This is a genomic window from Pseudomonas paralactis, assembly GCF_001439735.1.
In the GTDB taxonomy this organism is placed as follows: Bacteria; Pseudomonadota; Gammaproteobacteria; order Pseudomonadales; family Pseudomonadaceae; genus Aquipseudomonas; species Aquipseudomonas paralactis.
This window is the reverse complement of sequence record NZ_JYLN01000009.1, coordinates 103,746-121,917: the sequence shown is the minus strand read 5'-3', so window position 1 is coordinate 121,917 and position 18,172 is coordinate 103,746. Positions and strand designations below refer to the sequence as shown.

The window sequence follows — 18,172 nt, the reverse complement described above, 5'->3', positions numbered from 1 at the left end:
GCTGCCATGTTACGTACAATCAACTTCATGGGCGTTCGCAACATTGCGTTCGGCGTCACCGTGCTCCTTACCGTTCTGGCGTTGTTCAGCTGGTTCCATAAGGGCCTGAACTACGGTCTGGACTTCACTGGCGGTACGCTCATCGAGCTGACCTACGAGAAGCCGGCCGATGTCACCCTGGTGCGCAGCGAGCTGGTCAAGGCCGGCTATCACGAAGCCGTGGTGCAGAGCTTCGGCGCCACCACTGACCTGCTGGTGCGTATGCCTGGCGAAGACCCGCAACTGGGTCACCAGGTAGCCGAGGCCTTGCAAAAGGTCGGCGGCGACAACCCGGCTTCGGTCAAGCGCGTCGAGTTCGTCGGCCCACAAGTGGGTGAAGAGCTGCGCGATCAGGGCGGCCTCGGCATGCTGATGGCGCTGGTCGGCATCATGATCTACCTGGCGTTCCGCTTTCAGTGGAAGTTCGGTGTCGGCGCCATTGTGTCGCTGATCCACGACGTGATCGTGACCGTGGGTATCCTGGCCTACTTCCAGATCACCTTCGACCTGACCGTACTGGCGGCTGTGCTGGCGATCATTGGTTACTCGCTCAACGACACCATCGTGGTATTCGACCGGGTTCGTGAGAACTTCCGGGTCCTGCGCAAGGCGACGTTGATCGAGAATATCAACATCTCCACTACCCAGACCCTGCTGCGGACCATGGCAACATCGATCTCCACTTTGCTGGCGATCGCTGCGCTGATGATCTTCGGCGGCGACAACCTGTGGGGTTTCTCTCTGGCACTGTTCATCGGTGTTCTGGCGGGTACCTACTCGTCGATCTACATCGCCAACGTGGTGCTGATCTGGCTGAACCTCAACAGCGAAGACTTGATCCCTCCTGCCGCTACCGGCAAGGAGGTCGACGACCGCCCTTGATGGGTGTTAGTTGATCGGCTGTTACAAGAAGGGCGCGAGTATTGAACTCGCGCCTTTTTTTTTGCTCCAAGGCTGGGTATAGCGCGGATCTTTCGATCCGTTTGTGATGGTCAGGAGGTTCAACGTGAACAAGTCGTTGCTGGTTGGTGCGGTATTGGGTGCTGTCGGTGTAACTGCCGGGGGTGCTGTTGCCACCTACAGCCTGGTAAAAAGCGGCCCTGAGTATGCGCAAGTACTGGCGGTACAGCCGGTTAAAACCCAGATCAAAACCCCGCGTGAGGTCTGCAAGGACGTCACTGTGACCCGGCAGCGTCCGGTGCAGGACCAACATCAAATCGCCGGTACCGTGGTCGGCGCCCTGGCAGGCGGCCTGTTGGGTAACCAGATCGGTGGCGGTAATGGCAAGAAGCTGGCCACCGTGGCCGGTGCGGTCGGTGGTGGCTACGCCGGTAACAAGGTTCAGGAAGGTATGCAGAACCGTGATACCTACACCACGACTCAGACTCGCTGTAACACCGTTAACGACATCAGCGACAAGGTGGTCGGTTATGACGTGCGTTACAACCTGGATGGGAAGGAGGGTACCGTGCGTATGGAGCGCGACCCTGGCAGCCAGATTCCGGTCGATAAGGAAGGTCGTCTGATCCTCGGTCAGAACCAGCAGTAATCCCCGGGTCTGGTTTCGATCCAAATGTGGGAGCTGGCTTGCCTGCGATAGCGGTGGGTCAGTAACTAATCAGTTGGTTGGCAGCCCGCCATCGCAGGCAAGCCAGCTCCCACATTGGATTGTATTGAGTCAGTTGGAATTGGTTTTTTGCTAAATCCCACGCATAAAAAAAAGCACCCCGAGGGGTGCTTTTTTGTGCTCGCTCGCTTAACGCTTCAGCGAAGCCGGCAGGTGCGGCTGAATCGCCGTCAGTACTGCCTTGAAGCATTTGGTGTTGCCGGCAACTACGTGGCCTTTCTCCAGGAAGTCGTGACCACCGGTGAAATCGCTCACCAGGCCGCCCGCTTCCTGAATCAGCAGGGCGCCTGCAGCCATGTCCCACTCGGACAGGCCCGACTCCCAGAACGCATCAAAACGACCGGCGGCAACATAGGCCAGGTCCAGGCTGGCTGCACCGGCGCGGCGGATGCCGGCGGTCTGGCCAACCAGGGCGCGGAACATGCCCAGGTAGTTTTCCAGGTTGTCCATCTGGTCGTCACGGAACGGGAAGCCGGTACCCAGCAGAGCGCCTTCCAGGCTGGTGCGACCGCTGACACGCAGGCGGCGACCGTTCAGTTGGGCGCCACGGCCACGGCTGGCGGTGAATTCTTCCTGGCGCACCGGATCCAGCACAACGGCGTGTTCCAGGCGGCCACGGTATTTGCAGGCGATGCTCACGGCAAAGTGCGGGATGCCGCGCAGGAAGTTGGTGGTGCCATCCAGTGGGTCGATGATCCACAGGTAGTCTTCGCCTTCGCCGCTGCCTTTGTGCAGGCCGGTTTCTTCGCCGAGGATGCCGTGAGTAGGGTAGGCCTTGCGCAGGGCGTCGATGATTTTCTGTTCGGCGGCGCGATCCACCTCGGATACATAATCCTTGGCGTCTTTTTCGTCGACCTTGATGGTATCCAGGCGCTCGATGGAGCGGAAGATCAATTCACTGGCGCTGCGGGCGGCGCGCAGCGCGATATTCAGCATGGGCTGCATGGATGTGTCACCTAAGGTTGTTAAAGAAAGCCGGGCATTCTAGCAGAAACTTTCTCAAGGTGAAGGACGACGTTAGCTTTCATGGCATAACCTTAGGCTGTTCTGTAAGATTTGCTCCCCTTTCCCGTGTCCGAGAGCGCCTCCCTTGCTGCAAAACATTCGTGTCGTCTTGGTCAATACCAGTCATCCCGGCAATATCGGCGGGGTGGCGCGAGCCATGAAAAACATGGGGCTGACGCGCCTGGTGCTGGTCGAACCGCGGGTGTTCCCGCATCACGAGGCCGACGCCCGTGCGTCCGGCGCCAATGACCTGCTGGCAAACGCCCAGGTTGTCGCCACCCTGGAAGATGCTCTGGTCGGCTGCAATTTGGTGCTCGGCACCAGCGCTCGCGATCGGCGTATCCCCTGGCCGCTGCTGGATCCGCGTGAGTGCGGCACCAAGGTGGTGGAAGAAGCCGTCGGCGGTGCTGAAATTGCCCTGGTATTCGGCCGTGAAGATTCCGGCCTTACCAACGAAGAGCTGCAGCGATGTCATTATCACGTGCATATCCCCTCAGACCCTGAGTTCAGTTCGCTGAACCTCGGGGCGGCGGTGCAGGTGCTGACTTATGAAGTGCGCATGGCCTGGCTGGCTGCTGCCGGCCAGCCGAGCAAAGTGGAAAAGGAAGAGGTTGCCTCAACCAAAAGTGGCGAGTTGGCCACCATGGACGAGCTGGAACGGTTCTATGAGCACCTGGAGCAAACCCTGGTCGCCATCGAATTCCTCGACCCTGAAAAGCCACGGCACTTGATGGCGCGCCTGCGTCGTTTGTACGGTCGCAGCTCGGTGAGTCGGGCGGAAATGAACATATTGCGTGGCATCCTCACGGAAACCCAGAAAGCGGCCCGTGGTGAGCTTCTTAAGCGGAAGGATTAAAAATGTTCGAGCGTTTGCGAGAAGATATCCAGAGTGTTTTCCATCGTGACCCGGCGGCGCGCAACGCCTTTGAAGTGCTGACCTGCTACCCGGGCATGCACGCGATCTGGATCCATCGCCTGTCTGGCGCCCTGTGGGGCATAGGCTGGAAATGGCTGGCGCGGCTGGTATCGAACTTCGGGCGCTGGTTGACCGGTATCGAGATCCACCCGGGCGCCAAAGTAGGCCGTCGGTTCTTTATCGACCACGGCATGGGCATCGTGATTGGCGAGACGGCCGAGATCGGCGATGACGTCACCCTCTATCAAGGCGTCACCCTGGGCGGTACCACCTGGAATAAGGGTAAGCGCCACCCAACGCTGGGCGATGGCGTGGTAGTAGGGGCGGGCGCCAAGGTGCTCGGGCCGTTTACCGTGGGGGCTGGTGCCAAGGTTGGCTCCAACGCGGTAGTGACCAAGGCTGTGCCGCCGGGTGCCACGGTTGTGGGTATTCCAGGCCGCATCATCGTCAAGCCGCAAGTCGGTGATGAGCAAGAGGCCAAGCGCAAGGCAATGGCCGAGAAGATTGGTTTCGATGCCTATGGCGTCAGTGAAGACATGCCCGACCCGGTGGCTCGCGCGATTGGTCAATTGCTTGATCATTTGCAGGCGGTGGACGGCAAGCTGGAGGGTATGTGCGGGGCGCTGAAGGAGTTGGGCAGCCCGTACTGTGCCAAAGACTTGCCTGAACTGCGCGAAGAAGATTTTGCTGAAATCAAGGACGAGGCCGCTACCACCAAGGCAGGCTGAATGCGGTCTCTTGTGGGAGCTGGCTTGCCTGCGATAGCTGTCTATCAGCTTGCTTGTAGGTTGCTGGCCCACCGCAATCGCAGGCAAGCCAGCTCCCACATTTGATCTCCATTGGCTCGGTGGTCTTGCAGCAGGCCTGGTTGCGCTGTTCGATCCCACCCCATGCTGCTATGATTCGCGCGCCCTTTTTACGGGTATTCCTGACTAAAGTACTAGGTCTTATAGTTGACTTAAATACTCGGGAATCGCATACTTGCTCCCATTCTGAAACACCTTGGTACTTGTCCATGAGACTGACTACAAAAGGCCGATACGCGGTGACCGCCATGCTTGACCTGGCCCTGCACGCGCAAACTGGGCCGGTGTCCCTGGCCGATATCTCCGAGCGCCAAGGCATTTCCCTGTCGTATCTCGAGCAGTTGTTCGCCAAATTGCGCCGTAGCAATCTGGTTTCCAGCGTTCGCGGTCCGGGCGGTGGCTACCAATTGTCCCGCGACATGCAGGGCATTCAAGTGGCCCAGGTGATCGACGCGGTCAACGAGTCCGTCGATGCCACCAAATGCCAGGGTTTGGGTGATTGCCACGCCGGTGACACCTGCCTGACACATCACTTGTGGTGTGACTTGAGCCTGCAGATCCATGAGTTTTTGAGTGGTATCAGCTTGGCTGATCTTGTGACTCGCCGTGAGGTGCAAGAAGTAGCCCAGCGTCAGGACCAGCGCCGTTGCAACACCAAGGCGCCGCGTCTGGACAAGATCGAAGCGTCCGCCGTCGAGTGACAGCCGAAGAGCTAACGGCACGCCAGCCAGCCTGATTTAGGAGAAAGTCCATGAAATTGCCGATTTACCTTGATTACTCAGCGACCACCCCGGTTGATCCGCGTGTCGCGCAAAAAATGAGCGAATGCCTGCTGGTTGACGGAAACTTCGGCAACCCGGCCTCCCGTTCCCACGTATTCGGCTGGAAGGCCGAGGAAGCGGTCGAGAACGCTCGTCGCCAGGTTGCTGACCTGGTCAATGCCGACCCGCGCGAAATCGTCTGGACCTCGGGTGCCACCGAGTCCGACAACCTGGCTATCAAGGGCGCGGCGCATTTCTACGCGACCAAAGGCAAACACCTGATCACCACCAAGATTGAGCACAAGGCTGTCCTCGACACCATGCGCCAACTGGAGCGTGAAGGTTTCGAGGTCACCTACCTCGAGCCGACCACCGACGGTATCGTCACCCCGGCCATGATCGAAGCTGCGATGCGTGAAGACACCATCCTGGTTTCGGTGATCCACGTGAACAACGAAATCGGCACGATCAACGACATCGCCGCCATCGGCGAGCTGACACGCTCCAAGGGTGTGTTGCTGCATGTCGACGCCGCTCAGTCTACCGGCAAGGTCGATATCGACCTGTCCAAGCTGAAAGTCGACCTGATGTCGTTCTCTGCCCACAAGACTTACGGCCCTAAAGGCATCGGCGCGCTGTACGTGAGCCGCAAGCCTCGCGTGCGCATCGAAGCCACCATGCACGGCGGCGGTCACGAGCGCGGCATGCGTTCGGGCACCCTGGCGACCCACCAGATCGTCGGCATGGGCGAAGCTTTCCGTGTGGCCAAGGAAGACATGGCTGCCGAAAACGTGCGCATCAAGGCCCTCAGCGATCGCTTCTACAAGCAGGTCGAAAACCTTGAAGAGCTGTACATCAACGGCAGCATGACCGCCCGTGTACCGCACAACCTGAATTTGAGCTTCAACTACGTCGAAGGCGAGTCGCTGATCATGGCGCTCAAGGACCTGGCGGTTTCGTCCGGTTCGGCTTGCACCTCGGCGTCCCTTGAGCCTTCGTATGTATTGCGCGCCCTGGGCCGCAACGACGAACTGGCACACAGCTCGATCCGCTTTACGTTCGGCCGCTTCACCACTGAAGAGCAAGTCGACTACGCCGCGCAGAAGGTCTGCGAAGCCGTCAACAAGCTGCGCGTTCTGTCGCCGCTGTGGGACATGTACAAAGACGGTGTCGATATCTCCAAGATCGAGTGGGCGGCACACTAAATATAGAAGCCGCCACCCAAGCTCTGTAGGAACGTGGCGGAAAACGCAGGCGTGACTACAGGGTTCCAGAGCGGCCCTGATGAGTGAGGATTCAGTACCATGGCTTACAGCGAAAAGGTCATTGACCACTACGAAAACCCGCGCAACGTCGGCAAGATGAACGCGGAAGATCCTGATGTCGGCACTGGCATGGTCGGCGCTCCGGCGTGCGGCGATGTAATGCGCCTGCAGATCAAGGTCAACGATGCTGGCGTTATCGAAGACGCCAAATTCAAGACTTACGGCTGCGGTTCGGCCATCGCCTCCAGCTCCCTGGCGACCGAATGGATGAAAGGCAAGACCCTGGATGAGGCTGTCACCATCAGCAACACCCAGCTGGCCGAAGAACTGGCATTGCCGCCGGTGAAAATCCACTGCTCCGTACTCGCTGAAGACGCCATCAAGGCGGCGGTTCGCGACTACAAGCAGAAGAAAGGCTTGATCTAAGCATTTGGCGACGAGTAAGGAGTCAACGATGGCTATCAGCATGACAGAAGCGGCTGCGCAGCACATTCGCCGCTCCCTGAATGGGCGCGGTAAAGGTGAGGGGATTCGTCTGGGTGTACGCACCACGGGCTGTTCCGGCCTTGCCTACGTGCTGGAGTTTGTCGACGAGGTGGTTGAAGAGGATCAGGTGTTCGAAAGTCACGGCGAGAAAGTGATCATCGACCCCAAGAGCCTGACCTACCTGGACGGCACCGAACTCGATTTCGTCAAGGAAGGGTTGAACGAAGGCTTCAAGTTCAACAACCCTAACGTGCGCGGTGAGTGTGGCTGCGGCGAAAGCTTCAACATCTGAGGCTACTTGTGGGTACTCCTTGTCATTTCGCTTTATTCGAGCTGCAGCCGAGCTTTCGGCTGGACCTTGAGCAGCTTGCCACGCGCTATCGAGAACTGGCGCGTGGGGTGCATCCGGACCGCTTTGCCGACGCTTCCGAGCGTGAGCAACGCTTGGCCCTGGAGCAATCGGCCAGCCTCAACGAAGCCTATCAGACGCTCAAAAGCCCCGCGAAACGCGCGCGTTACCTGCTCGCGCTGAACGGTGGCGAGTTGCCGTTGGAAGTTACGGTGCACGATCCGGACTTCCTTATGCAGCAGATGCAGTGGCGCGAAGAGCTCGAAGACTTGCAGGACGAAGCCGATATAGCCGGTGTTGCAGTCTTCAAGCGTCGTCTGAAAACCGCCCAGGATGAGCTCAACGAAAGCTTCGCAGCCTGTTGGGATGATGCTGCGCAACGTGAACAGGCCGAACGCCTGATGCGGCGCATGCAGTTCCTCGACAAGCTCACCTACGAAGTGCGCCAGCTAGAAGAGCGCCTCGACGATTAACCCAGTGCTGCCCGTGATGCACGCCTGATAGACAGATAAGACCTGATTACCATGGCCCTACTGCAAATCGCCGAACCCGGCCAAAGCCCTCAACCGCACCAGCGTCGCCTGGCGGTCGGGATTGACCTGGGCACCACCAATTCCCTGGTTGCTGCCTTGCGCAGCGGCCTGTCCGAGCCGCTGCCCGACGCCGATGGGCAGGTGATCCTGCCGTCCGCCGTGCGTTATCACGCCGATCGCACTGAAGTGGGTGAGTCGGCCAAGCTGGCCGCGTCTGCCGACCCGTTGAACACTGTGCTGTCGGTCAAGCGCTTGATGGGGCGTGGTTTGTCCGACGTCAAGCAATTGGGCGACCAATTGCCTTACCGCTTTGTCGGCGGCGAATCCCACATGCCCTTCATCGACACCATCCAGGGCCCGAAAAGCCCCGTAGAAGTGTCGGCCGATATCCTCAAGGTGCTGCGCCAGCGTGCGGAAAACACCCTGGGCGGTGAGCTGGTCGGGGCGGTGATCACGGTTCCGGCGTATTTCGATGACGCCCAGCGTCAAGCCACCAAGGACGCGGCGAAGCTGGCCGGCCTGAATGTGCTGCGCCTGCTCAACGAACCGACCGCTGCGGCTGTGGCCTATGGCCTGGATCAGCACGCTGAAGGCCTGGTCGCCATTTATGACCTGGGTGGCGGCACCTTCGATATCTCTATCCTGCGCCTGACCGGCGGCGTTTTCGAAGTGCTGGCCACCGGTGGCGACAGTGCCCTGGGCGGCGATGACTTCGACCACGCCATTGCCGGCTGGATCATCACCAGCGCAGGTTTGTCTGCCGACCTGGATCCGGGCGCGCAGCGTAACTTGCTGCAAACTGCCTGTGCGGCCAAAGAAGCGCTGACTAATGCTGCATCTGTTGACGTGACTTACGCTGATTGGTCGGCACAACTGACCCGCGAAGCCTTTGACGCGCTGATCGAGCCAATGGTCGCCCGCAGCCTCAAGGCTTGCCGTCGTGCTGTGCGTGACTCCGGCATTGAGCTGGAAGATGTCGGCGCAGTGGTCATGGTCGGTGGTTCCACCCGCGTGCCGCGCGTGCGTGAAGCGGTAGCCGAAGCCTTTGGGCGCCAACCATTGACCGAAATCGACCCGGATCAAGTCGTCGCCATCGGCGCCGCCATCCAGGCCGATACCCTGGCTGGTAACAAGCGCGACGGCGGCGAACTGCTGTTGCTCGACGTGATCCCGTTGTCCCTGGGCCTTGAAACCATGGGCGGCCTGATGGAGAAGGTGATCCCGCGCAACACCACCATCCCCGTTGCTCGCGCCCAGGATTTCACTACCTACAAAGACGGCCAGACGGCCATGATGATTCATGTGCTGCAAGGTGAGCGCGAGCTGATCAGCGACTGCCGCTCCCTGGCGCGCTTTGAATTGCGTGGCATCCCGGCCATGGTGGCGGGCGCGGCGAAGATTCGCGTGACCTTTCAGGTTGATGCCGATGGCCTGCTCAACGTGGCCGCCCGCGAACTGGGTTCGGGCGTTGAGGCCAGCATCCAGGTCAAGCCGTCCTACGGCCTGACCGACGGCGAAATCGCCAAGATGCTCAAGGATTCGTTCCAGTATGCCGGTGACGACAAGGTCGCCCGCGTATTGCGCGAGCAGCAAGTGGATGCTCAGCGCCTGCTTGAAGCGGTGCAGGGTGCCCTTGAAGCCGACGGCGAGCGCCTGCTGGATGCCGAAGAACGCATGGTCATCGACCTGCAAATGCAGGAACTGGCCGAACTGATGAAAGGCAACGATGGCTACGCCATCGAGCAACAGACCAAGCGCCTGTCGCAAGTGACTGATGCCTTTGCTGCCCGCCGTATGGATCAGACGGTTAAAGCCGCGCTGGCGGGCCGCAACCTGAATGAAATTGAGGAATAACTGATGCCGCAGGTCACTTTTCTACCGCACGCCGAACATTGCCCTGAGGGCATGGTCGTGGAGGCCGAGACCGGCAAGTCCCTGCTCGACGTCGCCCATGACAACCATATCGAGATCGAAAGTGCCTGTGGCGGCGTCAATGCCTGCACCACTTGCCACTGCATCATTCGTAAAGGTTTCGACAGCCTCAATGAGGCTGATGACCTGGAAGAAGACTATCTTGATAGGGCGTGGGGGCTGGAGCCGACGTCGCGCCTGAGTTGCCAGGCGAAAGTGGGGACTGAAGACCTCACCGTCGAAATTCCGAAATATTCGCTTAACCATGCGGCTGAAGCGCCGCATTGATTCAAGGAAGTGTCATGAGTCTTAAATGGGTTGATGTGCAAGAGATCGCTATCCTGTTGGCCGATGGCAACCCGGATCTGGATCCTTACTCCCTGAACTTTGTAGCTTTGCGTGACATGGTCATGGCATTGCCCGGGTTCGAAGATGAGCGTGATCGCGGCGGCGAAAAGGTTCTGGAAGCTATCCAGACTGCCTGGAAAGAAGAACAGGACTGACGCCTCCTTTACGCAGTTAGGCAATACCCAATAACCCGCGTATAATTCGCGGGTTTAATTTTTCGTAAATTACCGTTTCTGGAGTTACACCATGGCTGTTCAACGTACTTTCTCCATCATCAAGCCTGACGCTGTTGCAAAAAACGTCATCGGCGAGATCACCACTCGTTTCGAAAAAGCCGGCCTGAAGGTTGTAGCTTCGAAACTCAAGCAACTGTCCAAGGCTGAAGCTGAAGGCTTCTACGCTGAGCACAGCGCTCGTGGCTTCTTCGGCGACCTGGTTGCCTTCATGATCTCCGGTCCTGTTGTTGTTCAGGTTCTGGAAGGCGAAAACGCTATCGCTCTGAACCGTGAGCTGATGGGCGCTACCAACCCTAAAGAAGCTGCTGCCGGCACCATCCGTGCTGACTTCGCTGAATCCATCGACGCCAACGCTGTTCACGGCTCGGACTCCGAAGCCGCTGCTGCTCGCGAAATCTCGTACTTTTTCGCTGCTACTGAAGTAACCGCTCGCTAAGCATCGGCTTAAAGAGTGAGGGTGAATCCATGACTACATCGACTGTTAAAACCAACCTGCTGGGTCTGACTCAGCCGGAAATGGAGAAATTCTTCGACTCAATCGGGGAGAAGCGTTTCCGTGCCGGTCAGGTAATGAAGTGGATTCACCACTTTGGCGTCGACGATTTCGACGCCATGACGAACGTCAGTAAGGCCCTGCGCGACAAGCTCAAGGCCATTGCCGAGGTGCGTGGTCCCGAAGTGGTCAGCGAGGACATCTCCAGCGATGGCACCCGTAAATGGGTGGTGCGCGTGGCGTCCGGCAGCTGCGTCGAGACCGTATACATTCCCCAGGGCAAACGTGGCACCTTGTGCGTTTCGTCCCAGGCAGGCTGTGCCCTGGACTGCAGTTTCTGCTCCACCGGCAAGCAAGGCTTCAATAGCAACCTCACCGCCGCCGAAGTCATCGGCCAGGTGTGGATTGCCAACAAATCCTTTGGCAGCGTCCCGGCGACCGTCGACCGTGCCATCACCAACGTGGTGATGATGGGCATGGGTGAGCCGCTGCTGAACTTCGACAACGTAATCGCGGCCATGCACCTGATGATGGACGACCTGGGCTACGGCATTTCCAAGCGCCGTGTGACCCTGTCGACCTCCGGCGTGGTACCGATGATCGATGAGCTGGCCAAGCACATCGACGTCTCCCTCGCGTTGTCGCTGCATGCACCCAATGACGCATTGCGTAACCAATTGGTGCCGATCAACAAGAAGTATCCGCTTAAGATGCTGCTTGAATCTTGCCAGCGTTACATGGCGACCTTGGGCGAAAAACGTGTACTGACCATTGAGTACACCATGCTCAAGGACATCAACGACAAGGTCGAGCACGCAGTCGAGATGATCGAGTTGCTCAAGAACACCCCGTGCAAGATCAACCTGATCCCGTTCAACCCGTTCCCGCATTCTGGTTACGAGCGGCCGAGCAACAACGCCATTCGCCGTTTCCAGGATCAACTGCACCAGGCCGGCTACAACGTCACTGTGCGCACCACCCGTGGTGAAGACATCGACGCCGCCTGTGGCCAATTGGTAGGGCAGGTGATGGACCGCACCCGCCGCAGCGAACGTTATATCGCCGTGCGCGAACTTAACGCCGCCGAAGATTTGCCGCAAATTGCTGTGAATCGAATCTGAGAGAGGATCTCTATGCCCTTGCGCCTTGCGCTGCTTTTACTGCTTGCCGGCCTCGTTGCCGGCTGTGTTTCATCGGGCCATGACAGCCCTTTGCACACCACTAAAGGCCGTGATGAGGCGCGGGTTGCCTATGTGCAATTGGGCTTGGGGTATCTGCGTCAAGGTATGAGCGAGCAGGCCAAGGTGCCGCTGAAAAAGGCCCTTGAGCTGGACAGCGATGATGCCGACGCCAACGCTGCACTGGCCCTTGTCTTTCAGGCTCAGGCCGAGCCGGAGCTGGCCGACCGCTATTTCAACAAGGCCCTGGCTTCCCGTCCTGGCGACCCCCGTTTGCTGAACAACTACGGCAGTTTCCTGTTCGAGCAGAAACGCTACGCCCAAGCGTCGCGTTATTTCCAGCAAGCCAGCGCCGATACCCTTTATCCTGAGCGTTCGCGGGTGTTCGAGAACCTCGGGGTGACCTCGATGCGCCTCGGTCAGCGCGAAAGCGCGCGCCAGCAGCTGGAAAAAGCCCTGCATCTGAACAGTCGCCAGCCACGAGCATTGCTTGAAATGGCTGAGTTGTCTTACGAAGACAGGCATTATGTGCCGGCACGAGACTATTACGAGCGTTTTAGCCTGCTCAGTGGGCAAAATGCACGTAGTCTATTGCTCGGTGTGCGCCTGGCGACGGTTCATGAAGAACACGACACGGCCGCACGTTTTGGCCAGCAACTCGAACGACTCTATCCCGGTACGCCGGAATATCAGCAATACCTGTCGGAGCAATGATGAAAGCCGCGCACCCGGAAGATGTAGCAGCTAATCGCGTAAACCCAGGCGAAACCTTGCGTCAGGCCCGCGAAAGCAATGGTTGGTCGCTGGCGGAAGTGGCCCTCAAGCTCAATTTGACCAGCACGTCCCTGGCCAACCTGGAAGCTGGCGCGTTCGACAAGCTGCCTGGGCACACCTTCGCCCGCGGCTATATCCGCGCCTACGCCAAACTGTTGGGGATCGACCAGGCCGTGCTGGTGCAGGAGTTCGACCAGTTCACCGGTACCGATGCCCAGGGCAGTAATGTCCATGGTCTTGGTCGTATCGAGGAGCCAACGCGGGTTTCCCACACGATTTTGCGGATTGTCAGCCTGTTGCTGCTGGTTGCTGTGGTCGGCGGCGGTTTCGTCTGGTGGCAAGACCAGGCTTCTCAGCGCAGCAAAGACCTGACCAGCAATGCGATGGAGCACGTCGAAGTCGAAAGCGCCGATGGCACCACCCAGATTCATCCGCTGGACGAGCCCGAAGACCAGGCGGTGGCCGAAGGGCAGGCCGCACCAGAAGTGCCGGCTACAACTGAGCAGCCAGCGCCGCAAACGGGCACCGCTCCTGCTGCGACTGCGGCCGTAGAGGCCCCGGTTACCCCGGCAGCACCGGTGGTTCAAGCCCCAGCGGCACCCGCACCTGCGACGCCTGCGCCAGTTGCGCCAGCCGCACCCGCAGCGCCAGCCATGTCGCCTCCGACCACCCCGGCGTTGATCGCCGGTGATGGGCGCGTACAAATTACCTTCATCGCTGACTGCTGGACGCAGCTCACCGATGGCAACGGCAAAGTGCTGTTCAGCGGTTTGAAGCGTAAGGGAGATACGCTTGACCAGGGCGGCAAGCCTCCTTTGACGCTGCGTCTGGGCTTCGCCCGTGGCGCGCAAGTGGCCTACAACGGCCAGCCTGTAGACGTGGCGCCGTTCACCAGTGGCGAGACCGCTCGCCTCAAGTTGGGACAATAGTCATGCACGGCGAATCTCCAATCAAACGTCGCGTATCGCGCAAGATCTGGGTCGGCTCGGTGCCGGTGGGTGGCGATGCCCCTATCGCAGTGCAGAGCATGACCAACAGCGACACCAACGATGTGGCGGCCACCGTGGCCCAGATCAACCGTCTGGAAGCGGCCGGTGTGGACATCGTGCGAGTTTCCGTACCAGACATGGACGCAGCCGAGGCCTTTGGTCGTATCAAACAGTTGGTCAAGGTGCCGCTGGTTGCCGACATTCACTTCGACTACAAGATCGCGTTGCGCGTGGCCGAGCTGGGTGTGGACTGCCTGCGTATCAACCCCGGCAATATCGGGCGTGAAGACCGCGTGCGTGCCGTGGTGGACGCAGCCCGTGATCGCGGTATTCCAATCCGCATCGGCGTCAACGCCGGCTCCCTGGAAAAAGACCTGCAAAAGAAATACGGCGAGCCAACTCCGGCAGCGCTGGTTGAGTCGGCATTGCGCCACGTTGAACACCTTGAACGCCTGAATTTCCAGGACTTCAAGGTCAGCGTAAAGGCCTCCGATGTGTTCATGGCGGTAGAAGCCTACCGCTTGCTGGCCAAGGAAATCGTGCAGCCGCTGCACTTGGGTATCACCGAAGCGGGCGGTTTGCGCTCAGGCACAGTGAAATCTGCGGTGGGTCTCGGTATGCTGCTCGCCGAAGGGATTGGCGATACTATCCGCATCTCCCTGGCGGCAGACCCCGTTGAGGAAGTGAAAGTCGGTTACGACATTCTAAAATCCCTGCGTTTGCGTTCCCGTGGTATCAACTTCATTGCCTGCCCGAGCTGCTCGCGGCAGAACTTCGACGTGGTGAAAACCATGAACGACCTGGAGTTGCGCCTGGAAGACCTGCTGGTGCCGCTGGATGTCGCAGTGATTGGTTGTGTGGTCAACGGGCCGGGTGAGGCCAAAGAGGCCCATGTGGGCCTGACCGGCGGTACACCGAACCTGATTTACATCGACGGCAAGCCGTCGCAGAAGCTAACGAATGACAATCTGGTGGATGAGCTGGAAAAGCTGATCCGCGAGAAAGCGGCCGAGAAGGTCGCCGCTGACGCAGCGCTGATCGCTCGCGGCTGATTGAACGAATTTAAGGATTTGATGTGAGCAAGTCTCTGCAAGCCATTCGTGGCATGAACGACATCCTGCCGGAGCAGACGCCACTGTGGCGCTACTTCGAAAGCACTGTCGCGCGCCTGCTGGATAACTACGGTTACAAGCAGATCCGCATGCCGATCGTCGAGTTCACCGAGCTGTTCAAGCGCTCCATCGGTGAAGTGACCGACATCGTCGAAAAAGAGATGTACACCTTCGAAGACCGCAACGGCGACTCCCTGACCCTGCGTCCGGAAGGCACTGCCGCCTGCGTGCGTGCCGTACTGGAACATGGCATCACCGGTGGTGGCCAAACCCAGAAACTCTGGTACATCGGCCCGATGTTCCGCCACGAGCGGCCGCAGAAAGGCCGCTATCGCCAGTTCCACCAGATCGGTTGCGAAGTTTTCAACCTGGACGGCCCGGACATCGACGCCGAGCTGATCGTGCTGACCTGGCGCCTGTGGGGCCAGTTGGGCATCCGTGATGCGGTCAAGCTTGAACTCAACAGCCTGGGCACCAGCGAGTCCCGCGGGCGTTATCGCGAAGCCCTGGTCGAGTACCTGTCGGCCCACCTGGACAAACTGGACGAAGACAGCCAGCGCCGTCTGAAGACCAACCCGTTGCGCGTCCTGGATACCAAGAACGCCGACACCCAGGCCGTGCTGGTCGATGCGCCGAAAATGGCCGATTACCTGGACGACGAGTCCCGGGTGCATTTCGAGGGCCTGAAGGCTCGCCTGGATGCAGCGGGTATTCCCTACGTGATCAACCCCAAACTGGTGCGTGGCCTCGACTACTACAGCAAGACCGTATTCGAGTGGGTCACCGACAAGCTCGGCGCTCAGGGCACCGTGTGTGCCGGTGGCCGCTACGACGGCCTGGTCGAACAGATGGGCGGCAAGCCGACCCCGGGCGTAGGCTTTGCCATGGGCATCGAGCGGCTGATCCTGCTGCTGGAAACCCTGGAGCAGGTTCCCGAAGAAATTTCCCGTCAAGTAGACGTGTACCTCTGTGCCTTTGGCGAGGCTGCCGAACTGGCCGCCCTGGCCTTGAGCGAGAAAGTACGCGACCAATTGCCGAACCTGCGCTTGCAGATCAATGCCGGCGCCGGCAGCTTCAAGAGCCAGTTCAAGAAAGCCGACAAGAGCGGTGCGCTGTATGCACTGATCCTTGGCGATGACGAATTGGCCCAGCAAGTGATAGGTTTCAAACCCCTGCGTGGCCAGGGTGAACAACAGAACATTGCCTTTGATGCGCTCGCTGCGCACTTGGCCACCTGCGTCGTGCAGGGTTGAAGCTGTCGAACAGCCGAATTTAGCGATTAAGGAGTATTGGGGTGTCGAGTACTGATGATGAGCAACTGGCCGAGTTCAAGGACTGGTGGCAGCGTAACGGCAAGCCCCTGGTCACTGGCGGCCTGCTGGCTTTAGTGGTGGTGTTCGGCTGGCAAGCCTGGACCAAGTATCAGGCCAACCAATCCCAGGGTGCCTCGATCGTTTATCAGCAATTGCTGGAAACTACCCTGACGCCGGACGGCAAGCCTGACCCTGCGCAGGTGGCAGACCTGGCCGGCAAGCTGAAAAACGAATTCGGCGGTAGCACCTATGCCCAGTACGGCAGCCTGTTCGTCGCTAAAGTCGCGGTCGATACCGGCAAGCTGGATGACGCCGCCACCGAACTGAAGGCCATTGCCGACAAACCGACCAACCCGACCCTGGGTGAAATCGCACGTCAGCGCCTGGCACAGGTATTGGCGGCACAGAACAAGGCTGACGAAGCACTCAAACTGCTCGACGGCGATGCTGACAAGGCATTCGTGGCCACTCGCGAAGAGCTCAAGGGCGACCTGTTGGTCCAATTGGGTCGTACCGACGAAGCCCATGCTGCGTACCAAAAAGCCAAGGCGGCGCTGTCTGATGAAGCGGCGGTCGGTGGCTTACAAATCAAGCTCGACGACTTGGCCAAAGGGGATGCGTGACGTGATCCGTTGGAAACATGCAGCATTGCTGGCTCTGGCCGTTTTGGCCGCGGGTTGCAGCAGCAACAGCAAAAAAGAACTGCCTCCTGCCGAGCTGACCAGCTTCAAGGAAGAAGTAGTCCTGCAAAAACAATGGAGCCAATCCATTGGTGATGGGCAGGGCGACCTCTACAACCTGTTGCAGCCGGCGATCGACGGCGACAACATCGTGGCCACTGATTCCACTGGCGTCGTGGTTGCCATGGATCGCATGAGCGGCGACGTCAAGTGGAAGAAAGACCTCGAACTGCCGGTTTCCGGCGGTGTGGGTGTCGGCTACGGCATGGTGTTGATCGGCACGCTCAAAGGTGATGTGGTCGCACTCGACTCCAGCACCGGCGAAGAGAAATGGCGCGCTCGCGTGACCAGTGAAGTGCTCTCGGCACCGGCGACCAACGGCGATATCGTTGTGGTGCAAACCCAGGACGACCGCGTGATCGGCCTGGATGCCTCCACTGGCGACCAGCGCTGGTTGTACGACAGCACCCCGGCGGTGTTGACGCTGCGTGGTACCAGTGGTCCGATTGTGACCAACAACCTCGCCGTGGCTGGCCTGTCGACCGGTAAAGTGGTTGCCTTGAATACCCAGAACGGCGTGCCGGCCTGGGAAACCCGTGTGGCTATTCCGCAAGGCCGTTCCGAACTGGATCGTGTCGTGGACATCGACGGCGGCTTGCTGCTGTCGGGTGAAACGATCTACGTCGCCACCTACCAGGGCCGTGTTGCTGCGCTGGACCTGCAAAGCGGTCGCATCAACTGGCAGCGTGATGCTTCCAGTTATGCGGGTGTCGCCCAAGGGTTTGGCAGCGTCTATGTGAGCCTGGCATCCGGCACCGTTGAAAGTGTCGATGAGCGTTCCACCACTGCACTGTGGAGCAACGACTCGCTGGCTCGCCGTCAACTGTCGGCACCGGAAGTCTTTTCCAGCTACGTAGCGGTCGGTGACTTTGAAGGTTACCTGCACCTGCTGAGCCAGGTGGATGGTCGCTTTGTTGGTCGCCAGCGTATCGACAGCGACGGCCTGCGTGCGCGTCCGCTGGTGGTGGGTAACATGCTTTATGTGTATGGCAACGGCGGCAAGCTGGAAGCCCTGACCATCAAGTAAAGGTTTGACTATGCTTGGGGTAACCCCCAGGCGGCCCTGTTTCAAGGCCTGTTGCTGTAGGAGCGAGCTTGCTCGCGAAGGACGTCAACGATAACGCGGGTTTTCTGGATAAACGCGTCGTTCTCGGTTTTTTCGCGAGCAAGCTCGCTCCTACAGTGGCGGGGGCAGAAGCAGGGCATGTGGCATGTTAAATGCCGCCCCGAGCACCAGCCGCTGCCCTGCAGCGGCTTTTGTATTTTCTGAAATAACGAAGTGGAGAGCCGC

At 59.3% G+C, this 18,172-nt stretch carries 21 protein-coding genes; 20 read left to right on the top strand and 1 reads right to left on the bottom strand.

Translation table 11 applies throughout. From position 1 onward, the window contains the following. The first annotated feature begins 6 nt into the window (after positions 1-6). Complete coding sequence (gene secF, locus TX23_RS21485) at positions 7-921, top strand: protein translocase subunit SecF (RefSeq protein WP_057703923.1); 915 nt, start codon at positions 7-9, stop codon at positions 919-921. A gap of 124 nt (positions 922-1,045) precedes the next feature. Then, on the top strand, positions 1,046-1,588 hold the full coding sequence (locus TX23_RS21480) for a glycine zipper 2TM domain-containing protein (RefSeq protein ID WP_003194023.1): 543 nt from the start codon (positions 1,046-1,048) through the stop codon (positions 1,586-1,588). Positions 1,589-1,795: 207 nt separating this feature from the next. Here the strand turns inward: TX23_RS21480 and suhB are convergent, their stop codons facing one another. After that, positions 1,796-2,611: a type III secretion system regulator SuhB gene (suhB, locus tag TX23_RS21475; protein ID WP_005791195.1), complete on the bottom strand. Its 816-nt coding sequence runs from the start codon at positions 2,609-2,611 to the stop codon at positions 1,796-1,798. Positions 2,612-2,756: 145 nt separating this feature from the next. Here suhB and trmJ point away from each other — a divergent pair, with 145 nt between their 5' ends. From trmJ to bamB, 18 genes are all read left to right on the top strand, one after another. Further along, entirely contained in the window at positions 2,757-3,527 is a 771-nt protein-coding gene (trmJ, locus tag TX23_RS21470; RefSeq protein WP_057703922.1) for a tRNA (cytosine(32)/uridine(32)-2'-O)-methyltransferase TrmJ, read from the top strand. Between the two features lie 2 nt (positions 3,528-3,529). Next, complete coding sequence (gene cysE / locus TX23_RS21465) at positions 3,530-4,315, top strand: serine O-acetyltransferase (protein ID WP_057703921.1); 786 nt, start codon at positions 3,530-3,532, stop codon at positions 4,313-4,315. 287 nt (positions 4,316-4,602) lie between these two features. Beyond that, the gene (iscR, locus tag TX23_RS21460; protein ID WP_003194020.1) at positions 4,603-5,094 is read left to right on the top strand and encodes a Fe-S cluster assembly transcriptional regulator IscR; all 492 of its coding nucleotides are present in this window, start codon (positions 4,603-4,605) and stop codon (positions 5,092-5,094) included. A gap of 50 nt (positions 5,095-5,144) precedes the next feature. Then, a complete protein-coding gene (locus tag TX23_RS21455; protein WP_003194019.1) occupies positions 5,145-6,359 on the top strand; it encodes an IscS subfamily cysteine desulfurase in 1,215 nt (404 codons plus the stop codon). Between the two features lie 99 nt (positions 6,360-6,458). Continuing rightward, complete coding sequence (gene iscU, locus TX23_RS21450) at positions 6,459-6,845, top strand: Fe-S cluster assembly scaffold IscU (protein WP_003175965.1); 387 nt, start codon at positions 6,459-6,461, stop codon at positions 6,843-6,845. A gap of 28 nt (positions 6,846-6,873) precedes the next feature. Continuing rightward, positions 6,874-7,197, top strand: coding sequence for an iron-sulfur cluster assembly protein IscA (gene iscA / locus TX23_RS21445; RefSeq protein ID WP_003209680.1), 324 nt, complete (start codon positions 6,874-6,876; stop codon positions 7,195-7,197). A gap of 8 nt (positions 7,198-7,205) precedes the next feature. Further along, positions 7,206-7,727 carry a co-chaperone HscB gene (hscB, locus tag TX23_RS21440; RefSeq protein WP_034128027.1) on the top strand — a complete coding sequence of 174 codons (522 nt, stop codon included), beginning with the start codon at positions 7,206-7,208 and terminating at the stop codon, positions 7,725-7,727. Positions 7,728-7,778: 51 nt separating this feature from the next. Further along, on the top strand, positions 7,779-9,641 hold the full coding sequence (gene hscA, locus TX23_RS21435) for a Fe-S protein assembly chaperone HscA (RefSeq protein ID WP_057703920.1): 1,863 nt from the start codon (positions 7,779-7,781) through the stop codon (positions 9,639-9,641). A 3-nt stretch (positions 9,642-9,644) separates the two neighbouring features. Further along, entirely contained in the window at positions 9,645-9,986 is a 342-nt protein-coding gene (gene fdx, locus TX23_RS21430) for an ISC system 2Fe-2S type ferredoxin (RefSeq protein WP_032895388.1), read from the top strand. A 14-nt stretch (positions 9,987-10,000) separates the two neighbouring features. Beyond that, positions 10,001-10,201 (top strand): Fe-S cluster assembly protein IscX, encoded by a 201-nt coding sequence (iscX, locus tag TX23_RS21425; RefSeq protein WP_003194015.1) that lies wholly within the window; start codon positions 10,001-10,003, stop codon positions 10,199-10,201. Positions 10,202-10,292: 91 nt separating this feature from the next. Beyond that, entirely contained in the window at positions 10,293-10,718 is a 426-nt protein-coding gene (gene ndk / locus TX23_RS21420; protein WP_003175956.1) for a nucleoside-diphosphate kinase, read from the top strand. Between the two features lie 29 nt (positions 10,719-10,747). Beyond that, a complete protein-coding gene (gene rlmN, locus TX23_RS21415) occupies positions 10,748-11,896 on the top strand; it encodes a 23S rRNA (adenine(2503)-C(2))-methyltransferase RlmN (RefSeq protein WP_005791178.1) in 1,149 nt (382 codons plus the stop codon). 12 nt (positions 11,897-11,908) lie between these two features. Continuing rightward, the gene (pilW, locus tag TX23_RS21410) at positions 11,909-12,667 is read left to right on the top strand and encodes a type IV pilus biogenesis/stability protein PilW (protein WP_057703919.1); all 759 of its coding nucleotides are present in this window, start codon (positions 11,909-11,911) and stop codon (positions 12,665-12,667) included. Continuing rightward, positions 12,667-13,656, top strand: a complete 990-nt coding sequence (locus TX23_RS21405; RefSeq protein WP_057703918.1) for a RodZ domain-containing protein — start codon at positions 12,667-12,669, stop codon at positions 13,654-13,656. The genes pilW and TX23_RS21405 overlap by 1 nt, the downstream gene beginning before the upstream one ends. A 2-nt stretch (positions 13,657-13,658) precedes the next feature. Beyond that, a complete protein-coding gene (gene ispG / locus TX23_RS21400; RefSeq protein ID WP_003175952.1) occupies positions 13,659-14,768 on the top strand; it encodes a flavodoxin-dependent (E)-4-hydroxy-3-methylbut-2-enyl-diphosphate synthase in 1,110 nt (369 codons plus the stop codon). A 23-nt stretch (positions 14,769-14,791) separates the two neighbouring features. Then, on the top strand, positions 14,792-16,081 hold the full coding sequence (hisS, locus tag TX23_RS21395) for a histidine--tRNA ligase (RefSeq protein WP_057703917.1): 1,290 nt from the start codon (positions 14,792-14,794) through the stop codon (positions 16,079-16,081). A gap of 41 nt (positions 16,082-16,122) precedes the next feature. Then, positions 16,123-16,764 (top strand): YfgM family protein, encoded by a 642-nt coding sequence (locus tag TX23_RS21390; RefSeq protein ID WP_003194010.1) that lies wholly within the window; start codon positions 16,123-16,125, stop codon positions 16,762-16,764. Further along, on the top strand, positions 16,757-17,908 hold the full coding sequence (gene bamB, locus TX23_RS21385; protein WP_057703916.1) for an outer membrane protein assembly factor BamB: 1,152 nt from the start codon (positions 16,757-16,759) through the stop codon (positions 17,906-17,908). Before TX23_RS21390 ends, bamB begins: the two co-directional genes overlap by 8 nt. Positions 17,909-18,172 lie beyond the last annotated feature (264 nt).

Bases quoted from the DNA above. Each gene is read 5' to 3' on its own strand.
- ispG (WP_003175952.1), top strand. From the start codon at position 13,659: ATGCACGGCGAATCTCCAATCAAACGTCGCGTATCGCGCAAGATCTGG.
- iscX (WP_003194015.1), top strand. From the start codon at position 10,001: ATGAGTCTTAAATGGGTTGATGTGCAAGAGATCGCTATCCTGTTGGCC.
- iscA (WP_003209680.1), top strand. From the start codon at position 6,874: ATGGCTATCAGCATGACAGAAGCGGCTGCGCAGCACATTCGCCGCTCC.
- iscU (WP_003175965.1), top strand. From the start codon at position 6,459: ATGGCTTACAGCGAAAAGGTCATTGACCACTACGAAAACCCGCGCAAC.
- fdx (WP_032895388.1), top strand. From the start codon at position 9,645: ATGCCGCAGGTCACTTTTCTACCGCACGCCGAACATTGCCCTGAGGGC.
- secF (WP_057703923.1), top strand. From the start codon at position 7: ATGTTACGTACAATCAACTTCATGGGCGTTCGCAACATTGCGTTCGGC.
- bamB (WP_057703916.1), top strand. From the start codon at position 16,757: ATGCGTGACGTGATCCGTTGGAAACATGCAGCATTGCTGGCTCTGGCC.
- suhB (WP_005791195.1), bottom strand. From the start codon at position 2,611: ATGCAGCCCATGCTGAATATCGCGCTGCGCGCCGCCCGCAGCGCCAGT.
- TX23_RS21405 (WP_057703918.1), top strand. From the start codon at position 12,667: ATGAAAGCCGCGCACCCGGAAGATGTAGCAGCTAATCGCGTAAACCCA.
- ndk (WP_003175956.1), top strand. From the start codon at position 10,293: ATGGCTGTTCAACGTACTTTCTCCATCATCAAGCCTGACGCTGTTGCA.
- hscA (WP_057703920.1), top strand. From the start codon at position 7,779: ATGGCCCTACTGCAAATCGCCGAACCCGGCCAAAGCCCTCAACCGCAC.
- rlmN (WP_005791178.1), top strand. From the start codon at position 10,748: ATGACTACATCGACTGTTAAAACCAACCTGCTGGGTCTGACTCAGCCG.
- TX23_RS21455 (WP_003194019.1), top strand. From the start codon at position 5,145: ATGAAATTGCCGATTTACCTTGATTACTCAGCGACCACCCCGGTTGAT.
- pilW (WP_057703919.1), top strand. From the start codon at position 11,909: ATGCCCTTGCGCCTTGCGCTGCTTTTACTGCTTGCCGGCCTCGTTGCC.
- cysE (WP_057703921.1), top strand. From the start codon at position 3,530: ATGTTCGAGCGTTTGCGAGAAGATATCCAGAGTGTTTTCCATCGTGAC.
- iscR (WP_003194020.1), top strand. From the start codon at position 4,603: ATGAGACTGACTACAAAAGGCCGATACGCGGTGACCGCCATGCTTGAC.